Below are 22,858 nucleotides of genomic sequence, written 5' to 3'. Positions count from 1 at the left end.
AATTCTCTATCTTAAATAAGATTTTTTTCGCATGCTAGCAGTTCTTCTAGTGTATACTCAACTGTGCGTTCCTGCTCATGTAAATATACTTGAATAAGTCTTTCCAGCACATTTAACCCTACAACTTTCCCGCGACCATCTGGTGTCATCGCTACCTCACCTATATCTGGCATGCCCTCTTTTGCCTCTTCATATTCATCATTTTCATACTTTAAGCAGCACATTAAACGTCCGCAAAGACCTGATATTTTTGAAGGATTTAAAGATAAGTTTTGATCTTTAGCCATTTTAATAGAAACTGGCTCAAAATCACCTAAAAATGTGGAGCAACAAAGCATTCTTCCACATGGGCCGATACCACCTAATAATTTTGCTTCATCACGCACACCAATTTGGCGAAGTTCGATACGTGTTCTAAAAACCGAAGCTAAATCTTTTACAAGATCCCTGAAGTCAACACGTCCTTCAGCTGTAAAATAAAAAATAATTTTATTACGATCAAATGTATATTCAACATCTACAAGTTTCATTTCTAAATTATGCTCTATAATTTTAGTACTAGCGAGTTCAAATGCACGTTTCGACTCAGCTGCATTTTCCTCTACTTGTATACGATCACGATCATCTGCTGGTCTAAGTACTTGTTTTAGTGGTAATACAACATCATTATCACCTACTACTTTTTGAGGGACAACTACTTTTCCATACTCTACCCCGCGAGCTGTCTCTACAATAACATATTGACTATCTTCTAGTAGAAATGATGCCGGATCAAAATAATATATTTTACCCGCCTTTTTAAAGCGGACTCCTACTACATTATACAAATGTATATCCCTCCTGCAGATTTAGCATTAACTGCTCAATCAATAACGTCCTATTCATGTTACGTTGTAAAGAGGCGCGCGCTTGTAAAATAGATTCCATCTGACTTGATAGTCGCTCATAAGTGGAATGTAACGCAACTTCTTTAAATAGTGGTAACATGTCTGGATAAGTACAAGCTGCCTCGGGATTAGCTTTTATTGACACTATATCACGGTAAGCAAATAGTAGTAAATCCAATGCTTGCTCCATCTCGCCTTTTTCTTTAAAATGTGGTAACCACTCTTCATGTGCAATAAGCATTGCCTCGTGTACATTTTGCCGAATGGCCTCCACTAATTTTAACACTGTTTTTCGAGCGAGTGCAAACTGCTCATCATTTGCCAAAAATATAGCCATTTCGAGCTCGTTTGTCATCATGCTTACTGTTGAAGCCATCGAATCCGAAATATTATTGTCCTGTAAGTGCTTCAACAAAACATGACGTGGCATTTTTTGAAATTTGATATGTTGGCAACGAGAACGGATTGTTGGAAGTATTGACTGCATTTGCTCTGTTAATAATATGGCAGTTACTTCTCCATCCGGCTCCTCTAAAAATTTAAGTATCATATTGGCTGATGCTGTATTCAGACGGTCTGCATGATGAAGCACATAGATTTTACGCCCTTCTTCTACACCCATCATTTTCATCTCGCCAATAAGTTCTCGCATTTGATCAATTTTTATAAATTGACCATCTGGATAAATTTGATGAATATTTGGGTGATTTCCCGAATCCACACGTCTGCAATTTCGACATGTTTCACATGGAACATTTCCACTTGGTTGCTCACATAGCATTAATTTGACAAAAAAGGTCATAATATCTGCCTTGCCTGTCCCTTTTTCGCCATCAAAAATATATGCATGTGCTAATCTATTTTTGTCAAAAATCGTTTGAAGTTGCTTCATTACGACTGGCTGTAGCGTGAATAGCTCTTCAACATTCTTGGCCATACATTTTAATTCCTTCCTGTATCTACAACAAAAAGCGTAACTGTCTCCAATTCTCACTTTTTGAAAAGAAACATTACAGTGCTTCCTAGTTTAATGGCAAGCTGCCAAATCAAAATTTGAAAAAAGCCCGCGCCTAAATGAGAATGAGACACGGGTTTTACATATATAAATTAATTAGTAAGCCTTTAATCTCACCGATTTTATCAAGGAGGTCTATCGCTTCTTTTTCCTCATCTAAGAGATCTTGGGCAAGTTCGACAAGACGTGTATCAATAGTTTCAATGATTTTTAATCGTCTGCCTTCGCCAAAACGATTCCATGTATGTGATTGTTTTAAATCCATTCCATGTTCTACTGTCTCTTGTAGAAATCGTTTTACAAGCATTTTAAACTTAGCAAGTTCCCGTAAATTACGTGATCTTGCAACACGATCACCAGCACTCGAAATATCTCCTAATAAACGTGTTAGTTGCTCTGTTTGCAGCTTGTTACCTTGCTTAACGACCATATCTCCAAATCGGTTATTTTGATTATTATTTTGTAGTGGCTCATTGCGATTTGTATTTAACCCGACACGTATATCTTGATTAATCTTCAAGCTGGTTTCGCCCCACTATCTTTATCAATTTCTCCCTGCATTGGGATAAATATCAGGCTCATATGATAAGCCTAATATCAGTGACCTCTTACGAATGGAGGCTACTTATTAAAAATGATGGAATTGTTCAATTGGTAAAACAAATACAGTAGCTCCTCCTACCTCTACCTCCACAGGGTAAGGTATATAGGAATCGGCATTTCCTCCTAATGGAGAAACTGGCGCAACCATTTGCTCCCGTGCTCGACAATTATCCCGAATAATATCTAAAAGTTTGGGTATGAGAGAATCTTCAGTTCCTATAAGAAATGTCGTATTTCCTGAACGTAAAAATCCTCCTGTGCTCGCTAATTTAGTTGCGCGAAACTGATTTTTCGTTAAAGCATTTGATAAGCGACTGCTATCCTGATCTTGCACTACAGCTACGACTAACTTCATTCGCACTCACCCCTTTTATAAAATTCACCTAAATAGGTTTTCATACTATTCCTAAGCATTTATAAACATTAATACTTCGACTATTATCCATGTGAAATTAATTACACCTCGGCATAATTACGTCCATATTTTATCAAGCTTGCTCGTAATTCAGTAGGTATCTGCTGAATTAGATAAAATAATGGATAGTATCATTATATCACAATGTTGTGGACAACTTCATGCTTTTAGTGCATTGCTTCCAATAATAATAACCATACATCTTCAACAACATGCTCAATATGTTGGTCTGCATTCACTACACGTATACGTTCTGGGTACCGATCGACTAGTTGTAAATATCCTTCACGTACCTTCTGATGAAACGGCAAACTTTCAACATCTAAACGATTTACTTCTCTCTTGTCAGTTGCATGAATACGTGCTAATCCAACCTCTGGTGGAAGATCAAATAATATAGTTACGTCAGGTAATTTCTTACCGATAGCAAATTCGTTAATAGAAAGTACCTCATCAACACCTATTCCTCTTGCATAACCTTGATAAGCTAAAGATGAGTCGATAAAACGATCACATATTACCAACTGACCAGCATCTAAAGCTGGTTGTACTTTTTCAAAATAATGCTGACTTCTTGCTGCAGCATATAACAATGCTTCTGTTCGCTCGTCCATAGCTGTATGTGCAGGATTTAAAATAATGGTTCTTATCTTTTCTGCAATTTCGATGCCGCCTGGTTCTCTTGTTGCTAGAACGTCAATATTTTTTTCTGCTAGTCGCTCAGCTATCATTTGAATGATTGTTGTTTTCCCTGCTCCCTCTGGGCCTTCGAATGTAATAAATATATTGCTTTTCATGCTGTTATTGCCTCCAACTATCTAATGACCTGAATCATTTTTTCTGCTAATCGATGATTTCCTTGGAATGTCGCTCCTGCTGCTAATAGCTCTTCCAGTTGACTTAATTTTGCTACGGTTATTCTTTCTCCTGGAACAAGTAATGGAATACCAGGCGGATAAGGAATAATCATACTTGCTGAAACCCTTCCCATTGTACGCATATATGGTAACCATTCTTTACTTAATGATGCAATTTCATTAAAGGTATAAATAGGTTCAGTAATAGGTACAAAATGATAGGCCGTTTGAGAAGCAGCTATGCTATCCGTTTTAGTTGTGTTTAATAGCATTGTTATAGCTTCTTTTATGCGGACTCTTATTTCAGCAAATGGGTAAGGATGTCCTTGCTTCAGCAAAGGTAACACAAATAATACTTGATTCGCATCAGCTAGCTCTCCATAGACATGCTTGGCCTCCAGTACCTCCTGTAATTGAAAACCACTATAACCATTGACACGTAACAATACCTTAAGTGGGTCATCTACTTCAATTACCTCTAAGGAACCAATTGATCGTAATGCTTCAATCCATTGATTCTTTTTTTCTATTATATATGCCCCATCACTCTCCATATATGTCTGTACATAATAGCGAGCATCATCTAATGAGGCTAATAATACATAGGATGGGCTACTAGATTGCAGCATTCGTAGATAGTGATGTATTTTGTCAGCATCAACTAATTTCGACTTAACATGCATAAAGGATGCCATCGTCATTGCAGGTAATGTCTTATGTGCTGATTGTACAACGACATCTGCTCCTAATGACAAAGCGGATGGTTGAAATAATGTACACGCATTAAAATGAGCGCCATGTGCCTCATCCACTAAGACAGGGATTTCTTTTTCATGACAATAAGCAATTTGTTGCTGTATTTCATTCGATGTCATCCCATAATAAGTAGGATATGTTAAAACGACCGCTTTCGCCTCTGGATAATTTTTCACTGCTTCTTTAAGATCTTTATAAGTGACATGCGTTGCCGTTAACGTTCGCTCATCCCAGATTGGTGAGACAAAAATAGGCTTAGCCCCCACAAGTTCAATGGCGTGGAAAATTGATTTATGGGCATTACGTTGGACAATAATGGTATCGCCTTTATCGCATGTAGCATAAATCATCGCTAAATTCCCAACAGTAGAACCGCCCACTAGAAAGAAACTCTTCATTGCTCCATATGTATCTGCTAGTAAATTTTCTGCTTCTAATATCATTTCCTCAGGGTAATGCAAATCATCTAAACCTGTTAATTCAGTTACATCATAACGCATAACATCTTTAAATGCTTGCGGAAGATGGGACAGTTCGCCATGCTTATGACCTGGGACATGAAAAGAAATATTTTGTTGTTGTCTAAAACGTTCTAATCCCTCTATAATTGGCTTTTTCTTTTGCAAAACAAACACCCATTTTCGTTAGATTCTTATTTAATTATACGAAATTATAACGAGATAAAAAAGCTATCCCTCAACAAGGTTCTCCATATTTATCTGTTGAACTAAAATTTTTCAACAAAACGTCTTATTATCTCTGTTTCCATTGCATCTAGATTACTTTGAGTTTACTCCAAAGGAATCATCGTTTAGAGGCTATGTGACAACATAATTTAGTCACGCCGGCATTCTATTTGAATAGATATTTGAATAGCCACTAAAAAGCAGACATTCTTTACCTCATTATCGAAGAGAGAACATTTAGTAAAAAAACATTTGCTCATTCCATATAAAAACCGATTATTGCCGTTATCTGCAATAATCGGTTCTCCCACCCTTTTCCACAAAACTATTCTTTTACCACTTTAACGGCCATTTCCTTTACTAATTGCTCCACTAGTCTTGGGACAAAATTATCTAAAACTGGATTCATCATTCCTGCTAAAAAGCCGCTAGCCTTCATTGTTAACTTACCAGTAAGTTGCAATGATTGATCTTGATTTTGTTTTATTTCAAATGAACCATCGCCATTTATCGGATCGGATAAGCCCTCCAAATCAAAAAGTATCTGATGAGCATCTGATTTTTTCACCTTCAGCTCCACTTTAACAGCTTTTTGAATAATGCCAAAATCTCCTTGAAAGACCCAAATCATATCATTTTCATTCAGTAATTCGTGGTGTAAGTAACCTGGTATTAAAACAGCCCATTGTTCTTTATTTTGAATAAATTCCTCTAACTTTTCTTTCTGCATACTGATATTCTTACTATATTGTCCAGTTGCCATTACATTGCACCCCTTTGTGTGTTTTAATCACTCCATTAAACTTTAACATTTTATAGGTCTCTAAATAAATAAAAAAAACCACTGATTTCTCAGTGGTTACTTTGTTGCCTAGCGACGTCCTACTCTCACAGGGGGAAGCCCCCAACTACCATCGGCGCTAAAGAGCTTAACTTCCGTGTTCGGTATGGGAACGGGTGTGACCTCTTTGCCATCATCACTAGACTATGGTCGGCTTTCAATATACATCGCATTTCTTCGTCAGCTTCTGTCCTTCAGTCAGTCACGTACTTGAGTACGCTCCTTTCCTCTCTCCATTGCTTCCTCGAACTACTCGTATTTTGAAACCCTTCATAAAAGAAATTATTCTTTCAAAACTGGATAAACGGTTCATTGAATGGTTCAAACGTTTTTGGTTAAGTCCTCGATCGATTAGTATTCGTCAGCTCCATGTGTCACCACACTTCCACCTCGAACCTATCTACCTCATCGTCTTTGAGGGATCTTACTTACTTGCGTAATGGGAAATCTCATCTTGAGGGGGGCTTCATGCTTAGATGCTTTCAGCACTTATCCCGTCCACACATAGCTACCCAGCGATGCCTTTGGCAAGACAACTGGTACACCAGCGGTGTGTCCATCCCGGTCCTCTCGTACTAAGGACAGCTCCTCTCAAATTTCCTACGCCCACGACGGATAGGGACCGAACTGTCTCACGACGTTCTGAACCCAGCTCGCGTACCGCTTTAATGGGCGAACAGCCCAACCCTTGGGACCGACTACAGCCCCAGGATGCGATGAGCCGACATCGAGGTGCCAAACCTCCCCGTCGATGTGGACTCTTGGGGGAGATAAGCCTGTTATCCCCGGGGTAGCTTTTATCCGTTGAGCGATGGCCCTTCCATGCGGAACCACCGGATCACTAAGCCCGTCTTTCGACCCTGCTCGACTTGTAGGTCTCGCAGTCAAGCTCCCTTGTGCCTTTACACTCTACGAATGATTTCCAACCATTCTGAGGGAACCTTTGGGCGCCTCCGTTACCTTTTAGGAGGCGACCGCCCCAGTCAAACTGTCCGCCTGACACTGTCTCCTGCCCCGCTAAGGGGCATGGGTTAGAATTTCAATACAACCAGGGTAGTATCCCACCGACGCCTCCTTCGAAGCTGGCGCTCCGAGATCTCTGGCTCCTACCTATCCTGTACAAGTTGTACCAAAATTCAATATCAGGCTACAGTAAAGCTCCACGGGGTCTTTCCGTCCTGTCGCGGGTAACCTGCATCTTCACAGGTACTATAATTTCACCGAGTCTCTCGTTGAGACAGTGCCCAGATCGTTACGCCTTTCGTGCGGGTCGGAACTTACCCGACAAGGAATTTCGCTACCTTAGGACCGTTATAGTTACGGCCGCCGTTTACTGGGGCTTCAATTCGCAGCTTCGCTTGCGCTAACCACTCCTCTTAACCTTCCAGCACCGGGCAGGCGTCAGCCCCTATACGTCACCTTACGGTTTTGCAGAGACCTGTGTTTTTGCTAAACAGTCGCCTGGGCCTATTCACTGCGGCTCTCATGCGCTTGCACGCTCAAGAGCACCCCTTCTCCCGAAGTTACGGGGTCATTTTGCCGAGTTCCTTAACGAGAGTTCTCTCGCACACCTTAGGATTCTCTCCTCGACTACCTGTGTCGGTTTGCGGTACGGGCACCTCTCACCTCGATAGAGGCTTTTCTTGGCAGTGTGAAATCAGGAACTTCGTCCATACGGACTCGCCATCACAGCTCAACGTTACAGTGTGCGGATTTGCCTACACACACGCCTTACTGCTTGGACGCGCATAACCAACAGCGCGCTTACCCTATCCTACTGCGTCCCCCCATTTCTCAAACGGTGAGGAGGTGGTACAGGAATATCAACCTGTTGTCCATCGCCTACGCCTATCGGCCTCGGCTTAGGTCCCGACTAACCCTGAGCGGACGAGCCTTCCTCAGGAAACCTTAGTCATACGGTGGACGGGATTCTCACCCGTCTTTCGCTACTCATACCGGCATTCTCACTTCTAAGCGCTCCACCAGTCCTTCCGGTCTGACTTCAACGCACTTAGAACGCTCTCCTACCACTGACATCGTAGATGTCAATCCACAGCTTCGGTGAATCGTTTAGCCCCGATACATTTTCGGCGCAGCGTCACTCGACCAGTGAGCTATTACGCACTCTTTAAATGATGGCTGCTTCTAAGCCAACATCCTGGTTGTCTGTGCAACGCCACATCCTTTTCCACTTAACGATTACTTTGGGACCTTAGCTGGTGGTCTGGGCTGTTTCCCTTTTGACTACGGATCTTATCACTCGCAGTCTGACTCCCGTGTATAAATATCTGGCATTCGGAGTTTGTCTGAATTCGGTAAACCGGGATGGCCCCCTAGTCCAAACAGTGCTCTACCTCCAGTATTCTCATCACGAGGCTAGCCCTAAAGCTATTTCGGAGAGAACCAGCTATCTCCAAGTTCGATTGGAATTTCTCCGCTACCCACACCTCATCCCCGCACTTTTCAACGTGCGTGGGTTCGGGCCTCCAGTAAGTGTTACCTTACCTTCACCCTGGACATGGGTAGATCACCTGGTTTCGGGTCTACGACCACGTACTATTTCGCCCTATTCAGACTCGCTTTCGCTGCGGCTCCGCCTTCTAAAGCTTAACCTCGCACGTAATCGTAACTCGCCGGTTCATTCTACAAAAGGCACGCTATCACCCATTAACGGGCTCTAACTACTTGTAGGCACACGGTTTCAGGATCTCTTTCACTCCCCTTCCGGGGTGCTTTTCACCTTTCCCTCACGGTACTGGTTCACTATCGGTCACTAGGTAGTATTTAGCCTTGGGAGATGGTCCTCCCGGATTCCGACGGAATTTCACGTGTTCCGCCGTACTCAGGATCCACTCAGGAGAGAACGAACTTTCGACTACAGGGCTTTTACCTGCTCTGGCGGACCTTTCCAAGTCGCTTCATCTAACTCGCTCTTTTGTAACTCCGTATTGAGTGTCCTACAACCCCAAGAGGCAAGCCTCTTGGTTTGGGCTCTTCCCGTTTCGCTCGCCGCTACTCAGGGAATCGATTTTTCTTTCTCTTCCTCCAGGTACTTAGATGTTTCAGTTCCCTGGGTCTGCCTTCAAGACGCTATGTATTCACGTCAAGATACTACGCGATTAAACGTAGTGGGTTCCCCCATTCGGAAATCTCCGGATCAAAGCTCACTTACAGCTCCCCGAAGCATATCGGTGTTAGTGCCGTCCTTCTTCGGCTCCTAGTGCCAAGGCATTCGCCGTGCGCCCTTAATAACTTAACCAAGTTATTAAGCCTATAAAAAAACTTAAAAAATAAATGTGTTTGTTACAATTTCAATGTCGTTTTATCCAGTTTTCAAAGAACAAGTTTTGAAGCTTTTCATTCAAGAAGAATGAACCTTCAAAACTGAACGCAAAACGTAATCTTACAAACCCTAGGTTTGTATTCCGAAATAATCCTTAGAAAGGAGGTGATCCAGCCGCACCTTCCGATACGGCTACCTTGTTACGACTTCACCCCAATCATCTATCCCACCTTCGGCGGCTGGCTCCAAAAGGTTACCTCACCGACTTCGGGTGTTACAAACTCTCGTGGTGTGACGGGCGGTGTGTACAAGGCCCGGGAACGTATTCACCGCGGCATGCTGATCCGCGATTACTAGCGATTCCGGCTTCATGTAGGCGAGTTGCAGCCTACAATCCGAACTGAGAACGACTTTATCGGATTAGCTCCCTCTCGCGAGTTGGCAACCGTTTGTATCGTCCATTGTAGCACGTGTGTAGCCCAGGTCATAAGGGGCATGATGATTTGACGTCATCCCCACCTTCCTCCGGTTTGTCACCGGCAGTCACCTTAGAGTGCCCAACTAAATGATGGCAACTAAGATCAAGGGTTGCGCTCGTTGCGGGACTTAACCCAACATCTCACGACACGAGCTGACGACAACCATGCACCACCTGTCACCGTTGCCCCCGAAGGGGAAACTATATCTCTACAGTGGTCAACGGGATGTCAAGACCTGGTAAGGTTCTTCGCGTTGCTTCGAATTAAACCACATGCTCCACCGCTTGTGCGGGCCCCCGTCAATTCCTTTGAGTTTCAGTCTTGCGACCGTACTCCCCAGGCGGAGTGCTTAATGCGTTAGCTGCAGCACTAAGGGGCGGAAACCCCCTAACACTTAGCACTCATCGTTTACGGCGTGGACTACCAGGGTATCTAATCCTGTTTGCTCCCCACGCTTTCGCGCCTCAGTGTCAGTTACAGACCAGATAGTCGCCTTCGCCACTGGTGTTCCTCCAAATCTCTACGCATTTCACCGCTACACTTGGAATTCCACTATCCTCTTCTGCACTCAAGTCTCCCAGTTTCCAATGACCCTCCACGGTTGAGCCGTGGGCTTTCACATCAGACTTAAGAAACCACCTGCGCGCGCTTTACGCCCAATAATTCCGGACAACGCTTGCCACCTACGTATTACCGCGGCTGCTGGCACGTAGTTAGCCGTGGCTTTCTAATAAGGTACCGTCAAGGTACAGCCAGTTACTACTGTACTTGTTCTTCCCTTACAACAGAGTTTTACGAACCGAAATCCTTCTTCACTCACGCGGCGTTGCTCCATCAGGCTTTCGCCCATTGTGGAAGATTCCCTACTGCTGCCTCCCGTAGGAGTCTGGGCCGTGTCTCAGTCCCAGTGTGGCCGATCACCCTCTCAGGTCGGCTACGCATCGTCGCCTTGGTGAGCCGTTACCTCACCAACTAGCTAATGCGCCGCGGGCCCATCCTATAGCGACAGCCGAAACCGTCTTTCAGTGTTTCACCATGAGGTGAAACAGATTATTCGGTATTAGCCCCGGTTTCCCGGAGTTATCCCAAACTATAAGGTAGGTTGCCCACGTGTTACTCACCCGTCCGCCGCTAACGTCAAAGGAGCAAGCTCCTTCTCTGTTCGCTCGACTTGCATGTATTAGGCACGCCGCCAGCGTTCGTCCTGAGCCAGGATCAAACTCTCCATAAAAGAAATTTGAATAGCTCAAATTGTTTTGCTGGCATCAATTTTGATGTCCAAAATTTTGTTTCGTTCACTAACAGAAGTTAGTTACTGAAAACTTTATTGATTACGTTTTGCTTGTTCAGTTTTCAAGGTTCATTTCGTTAACTGCTGTTTTAGCAGCAACTCTTATATAATATCATGTCGCATATAATGTGTCAACATAAATTTTTAATTTATTTTCGTTTCAATCAGTTATATTAGCGACTTTTATAACTATATCATATTCTTTTCATATTGCAAGCTTTTTATAAAAAAAATATTAAAGCTGTTATTCCTAATACACCCGGAATACCTAAGACGGCAATAGTTAAGACTGAAAATAGATTGATGGGTACATTATATCCTATATAACCAATACCTAAATGGATTATAAATAATAATAGAAAAGCAAATGCAAATCTAAACCAAAACACCGATAACCCTTCTAAAATCTTACCTAGTTTAGCATGTCTTATTATTACATAAAGAAAAAGAAGCCCTACAGGAATACTAATACTCATAATTACTAACCAAGACAATATGGTTGCCCCCTCAATTAAATAATTATGAAAGTTTATGTTTCCTGTATCGCTTCTATGAATATTTAAATAAGAACTATTTTATTAATACCTTGCGAATTCTAGCTTCCTTAAATAAATAGAAATGAATACTTTCTGCTGTTTTGCGTTGAGCAATTACTCCGAGATCATAGTCATCCATTAATTCTTCTATTATCTTCGCCTGCTGTAAATCCTCTTTTGTTTCTTTTATAAGATTCACAAGCCTATCATCGAATTCTTTTTTTAACTTTCCTTTACTACGGAAGAACATATTAATCCCTCACTCATAATTCGCGTCGGCCTTCCATTGCCTTAGATAGCGTAACCTCATCTGCGTATTCTAAATCTCCCCCTACTGGCAATCCATGCGCAATACGAGTCGTACGAATCCCTGAAGGTTTGACAAGGCGAGATATGTACATAGCTGTTGCCTCACCTTCAATTGTTGAATTCGTAGCTAAAATAAGCTCTTGTACACTTTCATCTTGCAAACGCACTAACAAGGAAGCAACATTAATATCCTCTGGACCGATACCATCCATTGGAGAAATTGCACCTTGAAGTACATGATACATGCCGTTGTAGTCACGCATTTTTTCCATTGCAATAACATCCTTTGTATCTTGCACAACACAAATAATAGAATGATCTCGCTGCTTGTCTGCACAAATGTGACATGGGTCTACATCTGTTATATTGCCACAGACAGAACAGTAACTCAGGTTTCGTTTAGCATCAATCAATGCTTTAGAGAAAGATAATACATCGTCTTCTTTCATAGATAACACAAAAAACGCCAGACGAGCCGCGGTTTTCGGCCCGATACCTGGCAATTTCATAAAACTATCGATCAATTTAGATATTGGTTCTGGGTAGTACATATGATTACCTCCTAGAATGGAAGGTTTAAGCCTTGAGTGAATTTACCCATCGTTGAGTTTGTTTTTTCTTCTACCTTTTTCAACGCTTCATTTGTTGCAATAACAATTAGGTCTTGTAACATTTCGATGTCTTCTGGGTCTACTACAGCTTCATCTAGATTTACTGACACTACTTCACGCTGACCAGAAACTGTTACTTTTACCATGCCGCCGCCTGCAACACCTTCAAATTGCTCAGCATTTAAAGCCTCTTGAGCCTCCATCATTTCCTTTTGCATTTTTTGCATCTTTTTCATCATACCTTGCATATTTCCCATTCCACGCATAAATGTCTTCCTCCTAAAAATTTAATCTTCAATAATTTCAACAAAATCTTTACCAAAGAGCTTTTCAGCCTCTGTCACAAGTGGATCTTGTGAAGCAAGAGGTTGGGCATCATCGATAAATGGTTCATCTGGCATTTCTGCCGGTGGTGGCTCTAATAATTCTTCTCCATGCTCTGAGACAGCCTGTGATTTCTTTTGCTGTAGACTGTGATCACGGATAAACTCTTCACGCATTTTCAACCAAGATTCTTCTGGTATACATAGCATCTCGTACATTGTACCAGTTTGCCCAGCAATTAATTGTGTAAAGTGAGCCTTTAAAGATTGGTTATCGGCAACCATCTGACAATGAATATCATACTTGAATTTTAACACAAAAGCACTCGAAGATGCCGCAACAGGTTCAGCCTCTGCTAAAAGAGCCGATTGAGATTTTTGCATTTGATTTAATGCTTGTGCCCAAACTGACTTGATACGTTGCACATCTTGCTTTGTAGCATCTTTCAACACTTCCTGAATACGACCAGTGGGTGCTTTATAGCCATTCGGGTTTTTAGCACGAGGTCTTTGCTCTTTTTGCGCTGACGTCGTTTGCACAGGAGTTCCTGTTTGCAGTTGCAAGGATAATTGTTGAACCATCTGCTCAAGCGCTACCACCTTTTGCGTGAGTTCTGAGCTTTGTACAGTTTCGTTCATAGCCACTGTTTGATGCGCTAACCCTCCCGAAAATTGTGCCATTTTAAGCAATGCTGTTTCTAAGTAAATTTTCGTATGGTGAGAGAAACGCATCTCCTGCTGTATTTTTGCGAGTATATCAATATAGCCATAAAGCATATCTGGAGCAAATTCGTGTGCTAAAGTAAATACACGCTCCTCAGGGGACACTAACTCTAAAAGTTCAGCTAAATTATCACTTATTTGAAGTAATAGTAAATCACGGAAAAAAGTAATTAAATCTTCTGAAAGGCGCAAGGGATCCTTGCCATCAGCTATAAGTTGCTCTAAAAGAGCTAGCATTTGAGCAACATCTTTTACTTTCAATGCTTCAGCTAAGTCATAAAAAACATCCTGACTAATTGAACCTGTAACTAATAATGTGTCCTCAAGCTTTAATTTTTCGCCACTAAATGACACAACTTGGTCTAGCAAACTTAAAGCATCACGCATTCCTCCTGCGGCTGATTGTGCGATCACCTTTAAACCTTGTTCTTCATATGGTAAATCAATATCTTCTAGGACAACCTTCATACGTTCAATAATATCATTGGTAGAAAGTCGCTTAAAATCAAAGCGCTGACAACGAGAAATAATCGTTGCAGGCAATTTGTGAGGCTCTGTTGTTGCTAAAATAAATACAGCATGAGGAGGTGGCTCTTCCAAAGTTTTTAAAAGAGCGTTAAAGGCACTTGTAGAAAGCATATGCACTTCGTCTATGATGTACACCTTATATCTACTGCTTGCAGGAGCAAAGCGAACCTTTTCTATAATATCCCTAATCTCTTCAACACGTGAATTCGAAGCCGCGTCAAATTCAATGACATCAGGATGGGAGCCATCCGTAATACTTATGCATGTAGCGCATTCATTACACGGTTCTTTCGATGGTGCATGTTCACAATTTAAAGCCTTCGCAAAGATTTTGGCTGTACTTGTTTTCCCTGTACCACGCGGCCCAGAAAATAAGTAAGCATGCGTTGTTTTATTTGCTAGGAGAGCATTTTGTAGCGTTCTTTTGACATGTGCTTGGCCAGACATTTCTCGAAAAGATTGCGGTCGATACACACGATAAAATGCTTGATACGTCACTGATTTCCTCTCTCCTTCTCCATTTAATTGAATAGTTATATTATAGCATTTGCCTTCTTATATAGAAAATGAAGTTACTAAATTTAAAAATAAAAAAGCACCCGCCTTATAGTAGACGGATGCTTTGAATTGGCAAGTTAATGCCGTGCACCTTTCCTTGACAGCCGCACATAAGCGTTACTCTTGTCGTTAGCTCGGATTAGGCAACCCCGCGGCACATGGATAAGACCACTTAATGCTGCTTCCTTCCGGACCTGACATGGTTCATGGGTATCCATTGCGCAGGACCCAATCGTCAACACTACGTGCAAAAGGCAGACCAAACAATACGGACAGCCTCGAAAAAGGAATTCAGTCTCGCTAGAGCGGATTGCGAGTTACAGGACACCGCTACCTTCCCACCTAGCACGGCAATAACTAGTATACTGACAGTTTGTATAAATTGCAACTTAATGCACAAATTATTTATTTCCAAGCCCTGAATAAACTACTTAAATTTTTTTCAAAAAAATATTGACGAGTGTTTCTAGTTATGATAAATTTATTTTTGTCGATAAGACAGCAGAGCAATATAACATGGAGGTATACCCAAGTCTGGCTGAAGGGATCGGTCTTGAAAACCGACAGGCGGGTAACACCGCGCGGGGGTTCGAATCCCTCTACCTCCTCCATTTTTAAAATTTCCGACTACAATTGTAGCCGTTTTTTTTTGCCAAAATTGTATGTATTACTTGTTAGATACCACTTCCGCCTCGGTTGTGGTATTTTTTATTATATGAATGATGGGAGGTTGTAATATTGCAATCGAAATTATCTATGACACGTGCTTCCCTTACTTGGATTTTCATTATTGCTGTCCTGACCGCAATTGGTAGTGAAATTAAAATTATGCCATTTGCTAATACAACATTCCGTTTTGGTTTAGGTACAATCATCTTCTTTTTATGCACACTACTTAAACCTACACCGATTATTTTAGCCGGTATTGCAACAAGTATAGTGACAACAATTTTTCGTGTTATTAATTCCACGTTACACAACGTTCCAATTTCTGAGAGTCTATTTAACCATTTACCAGCCGCGTTATTTTATGTATTGTTTGCAGTGTGCCTACAAATTTTAGATATTCAACAATATAGAGAAAAACCTTTAAAACTTGGTTTACTCGTCGCCTTTAGTGAGGTCATTAGTAATTTAGCAGAACAAATTTTTCGATTTTTTGTCCAAAATTATACTTTTTTATTTCTTCATGACCTCCTGATCCTATTAGCCGTAGCTATATTACGCAGTTTTTTTGTAGTAGGTATTTATAGCTCCATTTTGATTGCTGAGCAAAAAAAACGAGTACAAGAAATGCTCAATATCGGATCTGACCTCTATGTTGAGACCCTATACTTAAAAAAATCAATGAACCATATTGAAACTATTACAGCCAGCGGTTATGAATTATATCGACAGTTAAAAGTGCTAGGTTATCGAGCTGAAAGTTTACAGGCACTTCATATTGCCCAGGAAATCCATGAAGTGAAGAAAGATTCTCAACGTATATATGCTGGTATTTCGAAGATTGTGGGCGAAAGAAGCTTCGGCCCTTTCGTATTATCTGAATTATTGCATTATATTGAAGAAGGCAATAGGAAATACGCTGAATTACTTGGTAAGGATATACAATTTAATACATGTATAGACTTCGATTTTCAAACAAAGGAACATATTGCACTCCTTGCTCTTTTAAATAACTTATCTGCCAATGCTGTTGAGGCTATTGAAGAACAAGGTATCATTTCTATTGCTATTGGGCGCCAAGAAGATAATACTGTAATAACAGTATGTGATAATGGGCAAGGAATTTCACAAGCAGATATTTCTGTTATCTTTGAACCTGGATACACAACCAAGTTCAATATTGATGGTGTAGCGGCAACTGGCATTGGGCTTTCACACGTTGCTGAATTAGTAGAAAAATTAAAAGGCTCAATAACCGTTGATTCAGACGATCAATATACAACGTTTAAAATCATAATTCCTACGCAAACTATTCAAACGGGAGAGACTTAAATGAGGTATTTTATTGTAGACGATGATCGTGCAAGTCGTGTTATGTTAAAACAAATTATTGAAGATAGCGGGCTAGGTACAGTTATTGGTGAGGCACGTAATGGTGAGGATGCCATACCACAGATTTTAATGACGCAGCCAGAATTTGTGTTAATTGATTTACTGATGCCCAAGCTCGATGGTATAGCAACAGTTGAGCAACTTATGCAAAATCGTTTTGAGGGACAATTTATTATGATTTCACAAGTTGTGAATAAGGAAATGGTTGGTGAGGCCTATGAACAAGGAATTGATTTCTTCATTCATAAACCAATCAACCGTATCGAAGTAGAAAATGTTTTGAAAAAAACAACTGAACAATTTCGACTTAAAAATTCACTGTTAGTTATACGTCAATCACTTACAAACATTGAATTAACTGAACAAAAGGCTCATAAAGCAACATCACGAGATCATATTCAATCTATTTTAAATGATATGGGCATTGTCGGTGAAATTGGTAGTGAGGATATAATTGCCATTATAGAAACATTACTTGCTCATCAGCATAAGATTGCACCTCTTCCTCCATTAAAAGAGCTGTATGAAGAAATTGCAGCTGTGACAAAGGCTACACCCGATGACATATTAAAGGAAAGTAAAGCCATTGAACAGCGTGTGCGCCGAACAATATTAGCTGCAATGATTAATCTTGCTAATTTAGGGGTTGTTGATTATACAAACTCTGAATTCGAGTACTATGCCCCACGCTACTTTGATTTTAAAGAGATTCGCCAGCTCATGACACAAATTGAAGACCACGATAATCGTAAAGCAAAGGTTAATATTAAGAAGTTTATTCAAGTTTTATATTCAGACATTTTAACAAAAGTAAATTAATTTTCTCGGATTTTGTCGGATTCCGTAAGTCCTCTGTATTATTAAAGTAAGGCGTGTCCTGAAAATTTAATACTAGGGGAGGTACAAAGGATTTGAAAAAGAAATTTAAAATCAGTTTAGCCGCTCAAATTTTAATCGGTTTGATTTTAGGGATCATTATTGGTGGTATCTTTTACGGAAACCCCAAAATTGAGACATATTTACAACCATTAGGGGATATATTTTTACATCTAATTAAGATGATTGTTGTACCGATTATAATTTCGACTTTAATCGTTGGTGTTGCTGGTACTGGAGATATGAAGCAACTTGGACGATTAGGCGGGAAATCTATTATTTACTTTGAAATTATTACAACTGTTGCCATCGTAGTTGGATTACTTTCTGCGAACATTTTCCAACCTGGTGCAGGTATAAATATGAATGAACTATCTCAAGGTGATATTTCAAAGTATGTATCAACAACTGAAGAAGTACAGCATGAGGGGCCATTTGATATCATTGTAGGCATTGTCCCAACAAATATCATTCAGTCAATGGCTGAAGGTGATATGCTTGCGATTATCTTCTTCTCAGTTCTTTTTGGTTTAGGGGTTGCTGCAGTTGGTGATCGAGGAAAACCAGTCTTAGACTTCTTCCAAGGGGTAGCAGATGCTATGTTCTGGGTAACAAACCTCGTAATGAAATTCGCTCCACTTGGGGTATTTGGTTTAATTGGTGTAACCGTTTCCAAATATGGGTTTGCCTCCCTGGTTCCACTTGCCAAATTGGCCATTCTTGTATATGCAACAATGCTATTCTTTATCTTTGTCGTTCTTGGCCTTGTGGCAAAATTCGCAGGAATTAGCATCTTCTATTTAATTAAAGTATTAAAAGATGAACTAATTTTAGCGTTCTCTACAGCAAGTTCTGAAGCTGTATTACCACGTGTTATGATGAAAATGGAGAAATTAGGTGCGCCAAAGGATATTGTTTCCTTTGTTATACCAACTGGTTACTCCTTTAACTTAGATGGATCAACACTCTACCAAGCCATTGCAGCATTATTTATTGCTCAAATGTACGGTATTCACCTAAGCATTGGTGAACAAATTACGTTAATGCTTGTACTAATGGTTACATCTAAAGGGATTGCAGGTGTTCCAGGAGTATCATTCGTAGTACTTCTAGCAACTTTAGGTACTGTCGGTATTCCACTTGAAGGACTAGCATTTATCGCTGGTATTGACCGTATTCTTGATATGGGACGTACAGTTGTTAACGTAATTGGTAACTCATTAGCGTCATTAGTAATGGCAAAATGGGAAGGTCGTTTCGATCGCGAAAAGATGAAAAATTACTTTAATGATAATGAAAATCTAGCGTAAGTTAAAAAAATCCTCACGATGTTGGATGGCATCGTGAGGGTTTTTTTATTTTGCTAATATTTTATCTAAATAAGCTATAATGGATTCTTTTCCATTGACATGTGCTTCCTGTGCACGCTTTTCATCTTTTTCGAGTTTGGCTTCTGCTGCTGCTACAATTTTTTCAGCCTCTTGCTGTGGCACAACAATCACACCGTCTACATCCCCAATTATATAATCACCAGGGAGAACTGTTACTCCCCCTATGGCAATGGGCACATTTACTTGACCACCACCATTTTTATTGCCTGCAGCTACGGTAGTACCTAACGAGAATATAGGGAAATTTAGCTCCCGAATTGCTTCAATATCACGGATTACGCCATCTACAACAAAACCTTGTACACCAATGCCCTTTGCTAAGGAAATCACAAAATCTCCAGCTACCGCTCTATTCGTATTTCCTTTTGCATCAATTACTAAAATATCCCCTTCATTCGCTGCTCTAATTGCTTCCAATACTGCCCCGTTTTCACCATCTGGTAAACGTACAGTCACAGCTCGCCCTGCAATTTTAAAATGATCTGCTAACGGCTTGATATCACTACGCAAATTGGTATGCCCACCTGTCGCATCTGATATAGCTGTAGTTGGTAGATGCTGAAAGCTTACTTCCACTTTTGTCATACATAACACCCCTATTATGATTGATGAAAGCCTTACACTATTATTGTAAATAAAAAATATAGACTATTTCAATATATATCGAAAACAAGTGGAAAAAATGACAACAGTATTTCACCATTATTTTTTATGAAATATGTGTATTGATATTAAAATGGCATCATCCATTTAAAGGATAGTGCCATGTTTAAGATTAAATGATTTCGATAAACTGCTTGGATTGTTCATCTAATGCTTCAGCAGCAGATGCAATTTCACTAAAATCATTTGTAGTGACGGTAATTTGTTCATTCGTTTTATCCGCTTTTTCAGCTATCCTTGTAATACTGTCTGTCACCTGACTAATTTCTCGTTCAATCCCTTCAACATTATCTTTCACTTCTGAAATGGATTGCTCAACTCTTACAGAAAGCTTTCGAACCTCTTTGGCTACTACATCAAAACCTCTACCATATTCGCCAGCTCTAGCTGCTTCAATGGCCGCATTTAAAGCCAATAAATTAGTTTGTGAGGCAATCTCTTGAATCGTTTTGACAATGCCTTTTATAGAATCCGCTTGTTTTTGAAGCTGTGCAAGATTACTTACATTTTCATTTGATTCCTGTGACACTACTTGAATGGTTTCCAGTAGGTCCTGGCTATTTTGAATACCAGCCTCTGAACGCTGATAAAGCTCTTTAGACATACTCTTTAATTTGTCGGCTACGCTCATTATCTCATTTTGACGTTCAGTAATATTAGCAGCTATTTTAGAAACACCTATTACTTTTCTTGTATTATTTGCGAAAACAGGCATATATGTCGCTTCCAACCAAATTCTTTGACCGTTAGCATCGATTCGCTCAACTTTATCCTGATAGCTATTTCCAGCTGTTAGATTACGCCAAAATTTATCGTACTCGCTACTATTCGTAAAATCAGGCAAGCAAAGTTCTTTATGGTGCTTTCCTAACATCTCCTGTACGGTATAACCTAATGTTTGAGCAAATAGCTCATTGACGTATGCTACTCTTCTGTCCATATTAAAGCGGATAATTGCTATATTACGTTCAATGGCTTGTACTACTAAATCATCGGTTACTTGAGCATCTACACTGTGCATATACAACACCTCATTTATTTCTATTTTTTTACTTAAAATATAATTATTTAACTTTTATCTTACATAAAAAACATGGGAATGCTCACCCATGTTTTTTTAATAAACGTAAAACACCTTTCGAAGTCGTTGCCACATGAAAGAGCGCCTTTTGTTCTGCACGTATAAAGTCTTCCTCTAACATTATTTTAAAATGCTTCAAAATTGCATTATAGAATCCATTTACATTATATAAAATGACAGGTTTTTCATGCAGTCCAATCTGTGCCCAAGTAAATACCTCAAAATATTCATCTAAAGTTCCTGCGCCACCAGGAAGAGCAATAAAGGCATCGGCTAACTCTGCCATTTTAGCCTTACGAATATGCATAGAGTCTACAAAATGAATCTCTGTTAATGAGGCATGTGCCAATTCTCTCTTCTGTAAATGAGTGGGCATCACACCAATTACTTCTCCACCCGCTGCTAAAACAGCATCGGCTACCTTCCCCATTAACCCTGTTTTAGAACCACCATAGACCACACCATGACCGCTGTTAGCTAGTGCTGTACCTAGCTCCGCCGCCTTCTCAGCATAAATAGGATTTTTACCTAAACCAGATCCGCAATACACTGCAATTCTTATAGTAATCCCTCCTATTCAAAAAACGTGCAACAATCAGCTATATATTGTCCCACGTTTTTTGGTCATTTACTTTTACTTTCGTAAATGGCTTGTTTGTTTTAGCATATGACTGATGCGGCTCACAATTGATTCAATGGCATCAGGATTTTTTAATAAATCATAATCGTTAATATCTAAACGAAGAACTGGACAGGAATTAAAGTTATTAATCCAGTTTTCGTAGCGTTCATGCATTTCTACCCAATAATCATTCGGTGTCTGTTGCTCCATGGCACGTCCACGCTCTTGAATACGACCAATAACTGCATCAATTGGTCCTTCAAGATAGACAAGCAAATCTGGATGCGGGAAATAGGGTGTCATCACCATCGCATCAAACAAATTTGTATATGTTTCATAATCTGTCGGACTCATTGTTCCTTTATCATAGTGCATCTTAGCAAAAATCCCAGTATCTTCGTAAATGGATCGATCTTGTACAAATCCTCCGCCATATTCAAAAATACGCTTCTGTTCTTTAAATCGCTCTGCTAAAAAGTAAACCTGTAAATGAAAGCTCCATTTTTCAAAGTCATCATAAAATTTATCAAGGTATGGATTCGTATCTACTTTCTCGAATGATGTACGAAAGTTTAGTGCCTCTGCCAACGCCTTTGTCATCGTTGATTTTCCTACACCAACAGTTCCTGCAATAGTGATGACTGTTTGTGGTGGAATATCATACTTCTCTCTTAAATTCATTATTGCAAACTCCTTTGTTGTAACGTATCTTTAATTATTTTTAAAACATGTTCTAAATCATTTGGATTTTTTACAAAATCAAGCTGATCTCCATTAAATCGAATAACCGGAATTTCAGGATGCATGTTCTCAAAATGCTGGATAAAGGAATGATAATCAGCCACAAGCTGCTCCATGTAATCTCGTGAAATCATCTTTTCAAATTCTCGACCACGCATGGCGATACGCTTCATTAATGTTTCAACGCTGGCATGTAAATAAACCACTACATTTGGAACAGGCATATCCTTCGTTAAAATTCTATAGATTTCCTCGTACTTGTCGTACTCAGTTGGCGCCAATGTACGTTTCGCAAATATTAAATTTTTAAAAATATGATAGTCTGCTACAACCGGTTTGGCATGCGCTAATCGAAATTTTTTAATATCCGTTAATTGCTTATAGCGATTACAAAGGAAGAACATTTCCGTTTGGAAACTCCACTCCTCAATGTTTTCATAAAACTTATTTAAAAAAGGGTTTTCGTCTACAATTTCTTTTAATAGATGGTAATTAAATGTCGCTGCTATCTCTTTTGATAAAGAGGTTTTACCAACACCAATCGGACCTTCTACCGTAACAAATGGAACCGTCACCAGAAGTTCCTCCTTTTTGTTCGATGGATTATCACGTTGTGCCCTACTTTGGCACCTCATTCATTAAATAAATCAGTACTTTTCATTCTATCATAGTAGGAAAATGAAAAACAGAATCAACCTATTGATTGTTCTAGTAAATTTCTCTGC

Annotated in this window: 20 protein-coding genes, 1 tRNA gene, 3 rRNA genes and 1 other RNA gene; 4 read left to right on the top strand and 21 right to left on the bottom strand. The window is 40.0% G+C overall.

Going from position 1 to position 22,858, the window contains the following annotated elements; genetic code table 11:
* Positions 1-11: 11 nt before the first annotated feature.
* The 16 genes from NST76_RS00295 to ffs all read right to left on the bottom strand — a co-directional run bounded on the left by NST76_RS00295 (position 12) and on the right by ffs (position 15,052).
* The gene (locus NST76_RS00295; RefSeq protein ID WP_141905706.1) at positions 12-827 is read right to left on the bottom strand and encodes a stage 0 sporulation family protein; all 816 of its coding nucleotides are present in this window, start codon (positions 825-827) and stop codon (positions 12-14) included.
* Positions 820-1,824: a DNA polymerase III subunit delta' gene (gene holB, locus NST76_RS00290; RefSeq protein ID WP_330494073.1), complete on the bottom strand. Its 1,005-nt coding sequence runs from the start codon at positions 1,822-1,824 to the stop codon at positions 820-822. Before holB ends, NST76_RS00295 begins: the two co-directional genes overlap by 8 nt.
* Before the next feature lie 157 nt (positions 1,825-1,981).
* Complete coding sequence (locus NST76_RS00285) at positions 1,982-2,422, bottom strand: YaaR family protein (protein WP_036122373.1); 441 nt, start codon at positions 2,420-2,422, stop codon at positions 1,982-1,984.
* Between the two features lie 108 nt (positions 2,423-2,530).
* Positions 2,531-2,860: a cyclic-di-AMP receptor gene (locus NST76_RS00280; protein ID WP_004229230.1), complete on the bottom strand. Its 330-nt coding sequence runs from the start codon at positions 2,858-2,860 to the stop codon at positions 2,531-2,533.
* Between the two features lie 227 nt (positions 2,861-3,087).
* On the bottom strand, positions 3,088-3,717 hold the full coding sequence (tmk, locus tag NST76_RS00275) for a dTMP kinase (protein ID WP_058844483.1): 630 nt from the start codon (positions 3,715-3,717) through the stop codon (positions 3,088-3,090).
* A 17-nt stretch (positions 3,718-3,734) separates the two neighbouring features.
* The gene (locus NST76_RS00270) at positions 3,735-5,168 is read right to left on the bottom strand and encodes an aminotransferase class I/II-fold pyridoxal phosphate-dependent enzyme (RefSeq protein ID WP_342535239.1); all 1,434 of its coding nucleotides are present in this window, start codon (positions 5,166-5,168) and stop codon (positions 3,735-3,737) included.
* Between the two features lie 376 nt (positions 5,169-5,544).
* On the bottom strand, positions 5,545-5,982 hold the full coding sequence (locus tag NST76_RS00265) for an SRPBCC family protein (RefSeq protein WP_330494075.1): 438 nt from the start codon (positions 5,980-5,982) through the stop codon (positions 5,545-5,547).
* Positions 5,983-6,088: 106 nt separating this feature from the next.
* Positions 6,089-6,204, bottom strand: a 5S ribosomal RNA gene (rrf, locus tag NST76_RS00260).
* A gap of 187 nt (positions 6,205-6,391) precedes the next feature.
* Positions 6,392-9,319: ribosomal RNA gene (locus tag NST76_RS00255) — 23S ribosomal RNA — on the bottom strand.
* 182 nt (positions 9,320-9,501) lie between these two features.
* A 16S ribosomal RNA gene (locus NST76_RS00250) occupies positions 9,502-11,053 on the bottom strand.
* Together the 16S, 23S and 5S rRNA genes form the textbook arrangement of a ribosomal RNA operon.
* Before the next feature lie 281 nt (positions 11,054-11,334).
* Positions 11,335-11,607 carry a pro-sigmaK processing inhibitor BofA family protein gene (locus NST76_RS00245; RefSeq protein ID WP_036122146.1) on the bottom strand — a complete coding sequence of 91 codons (273 nt, stop codon included), beginning with the start codon at positions 11,605-11,607 and terminating at the stop codon, positions 11,335-11,337.
* Between the two features lie 76 nt (positions 11,608-11,683).
* On the bottom strand, positions 11,684-11,899 hold the full coding sequence (locus NST76_RS00240; protein ID WP_036122143.1) for a YaaL family protein: 216 nt from the start codon (positions 11,897-11,899) through the stop codon (positions 11,684-11,686).
* 13 nt (positions 11,900-11,912) lie between these two features.
* On the bottom strand, positions 11,913-12,509 hold the full coding sequence (gene recR, locus NST76_RS00235) for a recombination mediator RecR (RefSeq protein ID WP_036122141.1): 597 nt from the start codon (positions 12,507-12,509) through the stop codon (positions 11,913-11,915).
* Positions 12,510-12,520: 11 nt separating this feature from the next.
* A complete protein-coding gene (locus NST76_RS00230) occupies positions 12,521-12,835 on the bottom strand; it encodes a YbaB/EbfC family nucleoid-associated protein (protein ID WP_036122138.1) in 315 nt (104 codons plus the stop codon).
* A gap of 21 nt (positions 12,836-12,856) precedes the next feature.
* On the bottom strand, positions 12,857-14,641 hold the full coding sequence (dnaX, locus tag NST76_RS00225) for a DNA polymerase III subunit gamma/tau (RefSeq protein WP_342544488.1): 1,785 nt from the start codon (positions 14,639-14,641) through the stop codon (positions 12,857-12,859).
* Positions 14,642-14,784: 143 nt separating this feature from the next.
* Positions 14,785-15,052: signal recognition particle sRNA large type (gene ffs, locus NST76_RS00220), an RNA gene on the bottom strand.
* 167 nt (positions 15,053-15,219) lie between these two features.
* Here ffs and NST76_RS00215 point away from each other — a divergent pair.
* The 4 genes from NST76_RS00215 (at position 15,220) to NST76_RS00200 (ending at position 18,945) form a co-directional block, all read left to right on the top strand.
* Positions 15,220-15,312: transfer RNA gene (locus NST76_RS00215), tRNA-Ser, on the top strand.
* 127 nt (positions 15,313-15,439) lie between these two features.
* On the top strand, positions 15,440-16,699 hold the full coding sequence (locus NST76_RS00210; protein WP_051891648.1) for an ATP-binding protein: 1,260 nt from the start codon (positions 15,440-15,442) through the stop codon (positions 16,697-16,699).
* Entirely contained in the window at positions 16,700-17,578 is an 879-nt protein-coding gene (locus tag NST76_RS00205) for a response regulator (RefSeq protein ID WP_036122124.1), read from the top strand.
* 92 nt (positions 17,579-17,670) lie between these two features.
* Positions 17,671-18,945, top strand: coding sequence for a cation:dicarboxylase symporter family transporter (locus tag NST76_RS00200; RefSeq protein ID WP_036122120.1), 1,275 nt, complete (start codon positions 17,671-17,673; stop codon positions 18,943-18,945).
* Between the two features lie 45 nt (positions 18,946-18,990).
* On the opposite strand, the gene NST76_RS00195 is transcribed toward NST76_RS00200, so the two are convergent.
* The 5 genes from NST76_RS00195 to NST76_RS00175 all read right to left on the bottom strand — a co-directional run bounded on the left by NST76_RS00195 (position 18,991) and on the right by NST76_RS00175 (position 22,708).
* Positions 18,991-19,611, bottom strand: coding sequence for an RraA family protein (locus tag NST76_RS00195; protein ID WP_058843212.1), 621 nt, complete (start codon positions 19,609-19,611; stop codon positions 18,991-18,993).
* Between the two features lie 190 nt (positions 19,612-19,801).
* Positions 19,802-20,710 carry a methyl-accepting chemotaxis protein gene (locus NST76_RS00190; RefSeq protein ID WP_036122113.1) on the bottom strand — a complete coding sequence of 303 codons (909 nt, stop codon included), beginning with the start codon at positions 20,708-20,710 and terminating at the stop codon, positions 19,802-19,804.
* 82 nt (positions 20,711-20,792) lie between these two features.
* Positions 20,793-21,320 carry a TIGR00730 family Rossman fold protein gene (locus NST76_RS00185; RefSeq protein WP_058843213.1) on the bottom strand — a complete coding sequence of 176 codons (528 nt, stop codon included), beginning with the start codon at positions 21,318-21,320 and terminating at the stop codon, positions 20,793-20,795.
* 84 nt (positions 21,321-21,404) lie between these two features.
* Complete coding sequence (locus NST76_RS00180) at positions 21,405-22,073, bottom strand: deoxynucleoside kinase (RefSeq protein WP_036122086.1); 669 nt, start codon at positions 22,071-22,073, stop codon at positions 21,405-21,407.
* A complete protein-coding gene (locus NST76_RS00175) occupies positions 22,073-22,708 on the bottom strand; it encodes a deoxynucleoside kinase (protein WP_036122083.1) in 636 nt (211 codons plus the stop codon). The genes NST76_RS00180 and NST76_RS00175 overlap by 1 nt, the downstream gene beginning before the upstream one ends.
* Positions 22,709-22,858 lie beyond the last annotated feature (150 nt).

Source organism: Lysinibacillus sp. FSL W7-1291 (genome assembly GCF_038593415.1).
Classification (GTDB): Bacteria; Bacillota; Bacilli; order Bacillales_A; family Planococcaceae; genus Lysinibacillus; species Lysinibacillus fusiformis_D.
The sequence above is the reverse complement of the archived record's forward strand: the minus strand, read 5'-3'. Positions and strand labels throughout refer to the sequence as shown.

Coding starts and splice junctions, on each gene's coding strand:
- holB (WP_330494073.1), bottom strand. CDS start 1,824: ATGGCCAAGAATGTTGAAGAGCTATTCACGCTACAGCCAGTCGTAATG.
- NST76_RS00280 (WP_004229230.1), bottom strand. CDS start 2,860: ATGAAGTTAGTCGTAGCTGTAGTGCAAGATCAGGATAGCAGTCGCTTA.
- tmk (WP_058844483.1), bottom strand. CDS start 3,717: ATGAAAAGCAATATATTTATTACATTCGAAGGCCCAGAGGGAGCAGGG.
- NST76_RS00265 (WP_330494075.1), bottom strand. CDS start 5,982: ATGGCAACTGGACAATATAGTAAGAATATCAGTATGCAGAAAGAAAAG.
- NST76_RS00240 (WP_036122143.1), bottom strand. CDS start 11,899: ATGTTCTTCCGTAGTAAAGGAAAGTTAAAAAAAGAATTCGATGATAGG.
- recR (WP_036122141.1), bottom strand. CDS start 12,509: ATGTACTACCCAGAACCAATATCTAAATTGATCGATAGTTTTATGAAA.
- NST76_RS00230 (WP_036122138.1), bottom strand. CDS start 12,835: ATGCGTGGAATGGGAAATATGCAAGGTATGATGAAAAAGATGCAAAAA.
- NST76_RS00205 (WP_036122124.1), top strand. CDS start 16,700: ATGAGGTATTTTATTGTAGACGATGATCGTGCAAGTCGTGTTATGTTA.
- NST76_RS00195 (WP_058843212.1), bottom strand. CDS start 19,611: ATGACAAAAGTGGAAGTAAGCTTTCAGCATCTACCAACTACAGCTATA.
- NST76_RS00190 (WP_036122113.1), bottom strand. CDS start 20,710: ATGCACAGTGTAGATGCTCAAGTAACCGATGATTTAGTAGTACAAGCC.
- NST76_RS00180 (WP_036122086.1), bottom strand. CDS start 22,073: ATGAATTTAAGAGAGAAGTATGATATTCCACCACAAACAGTCATCACT.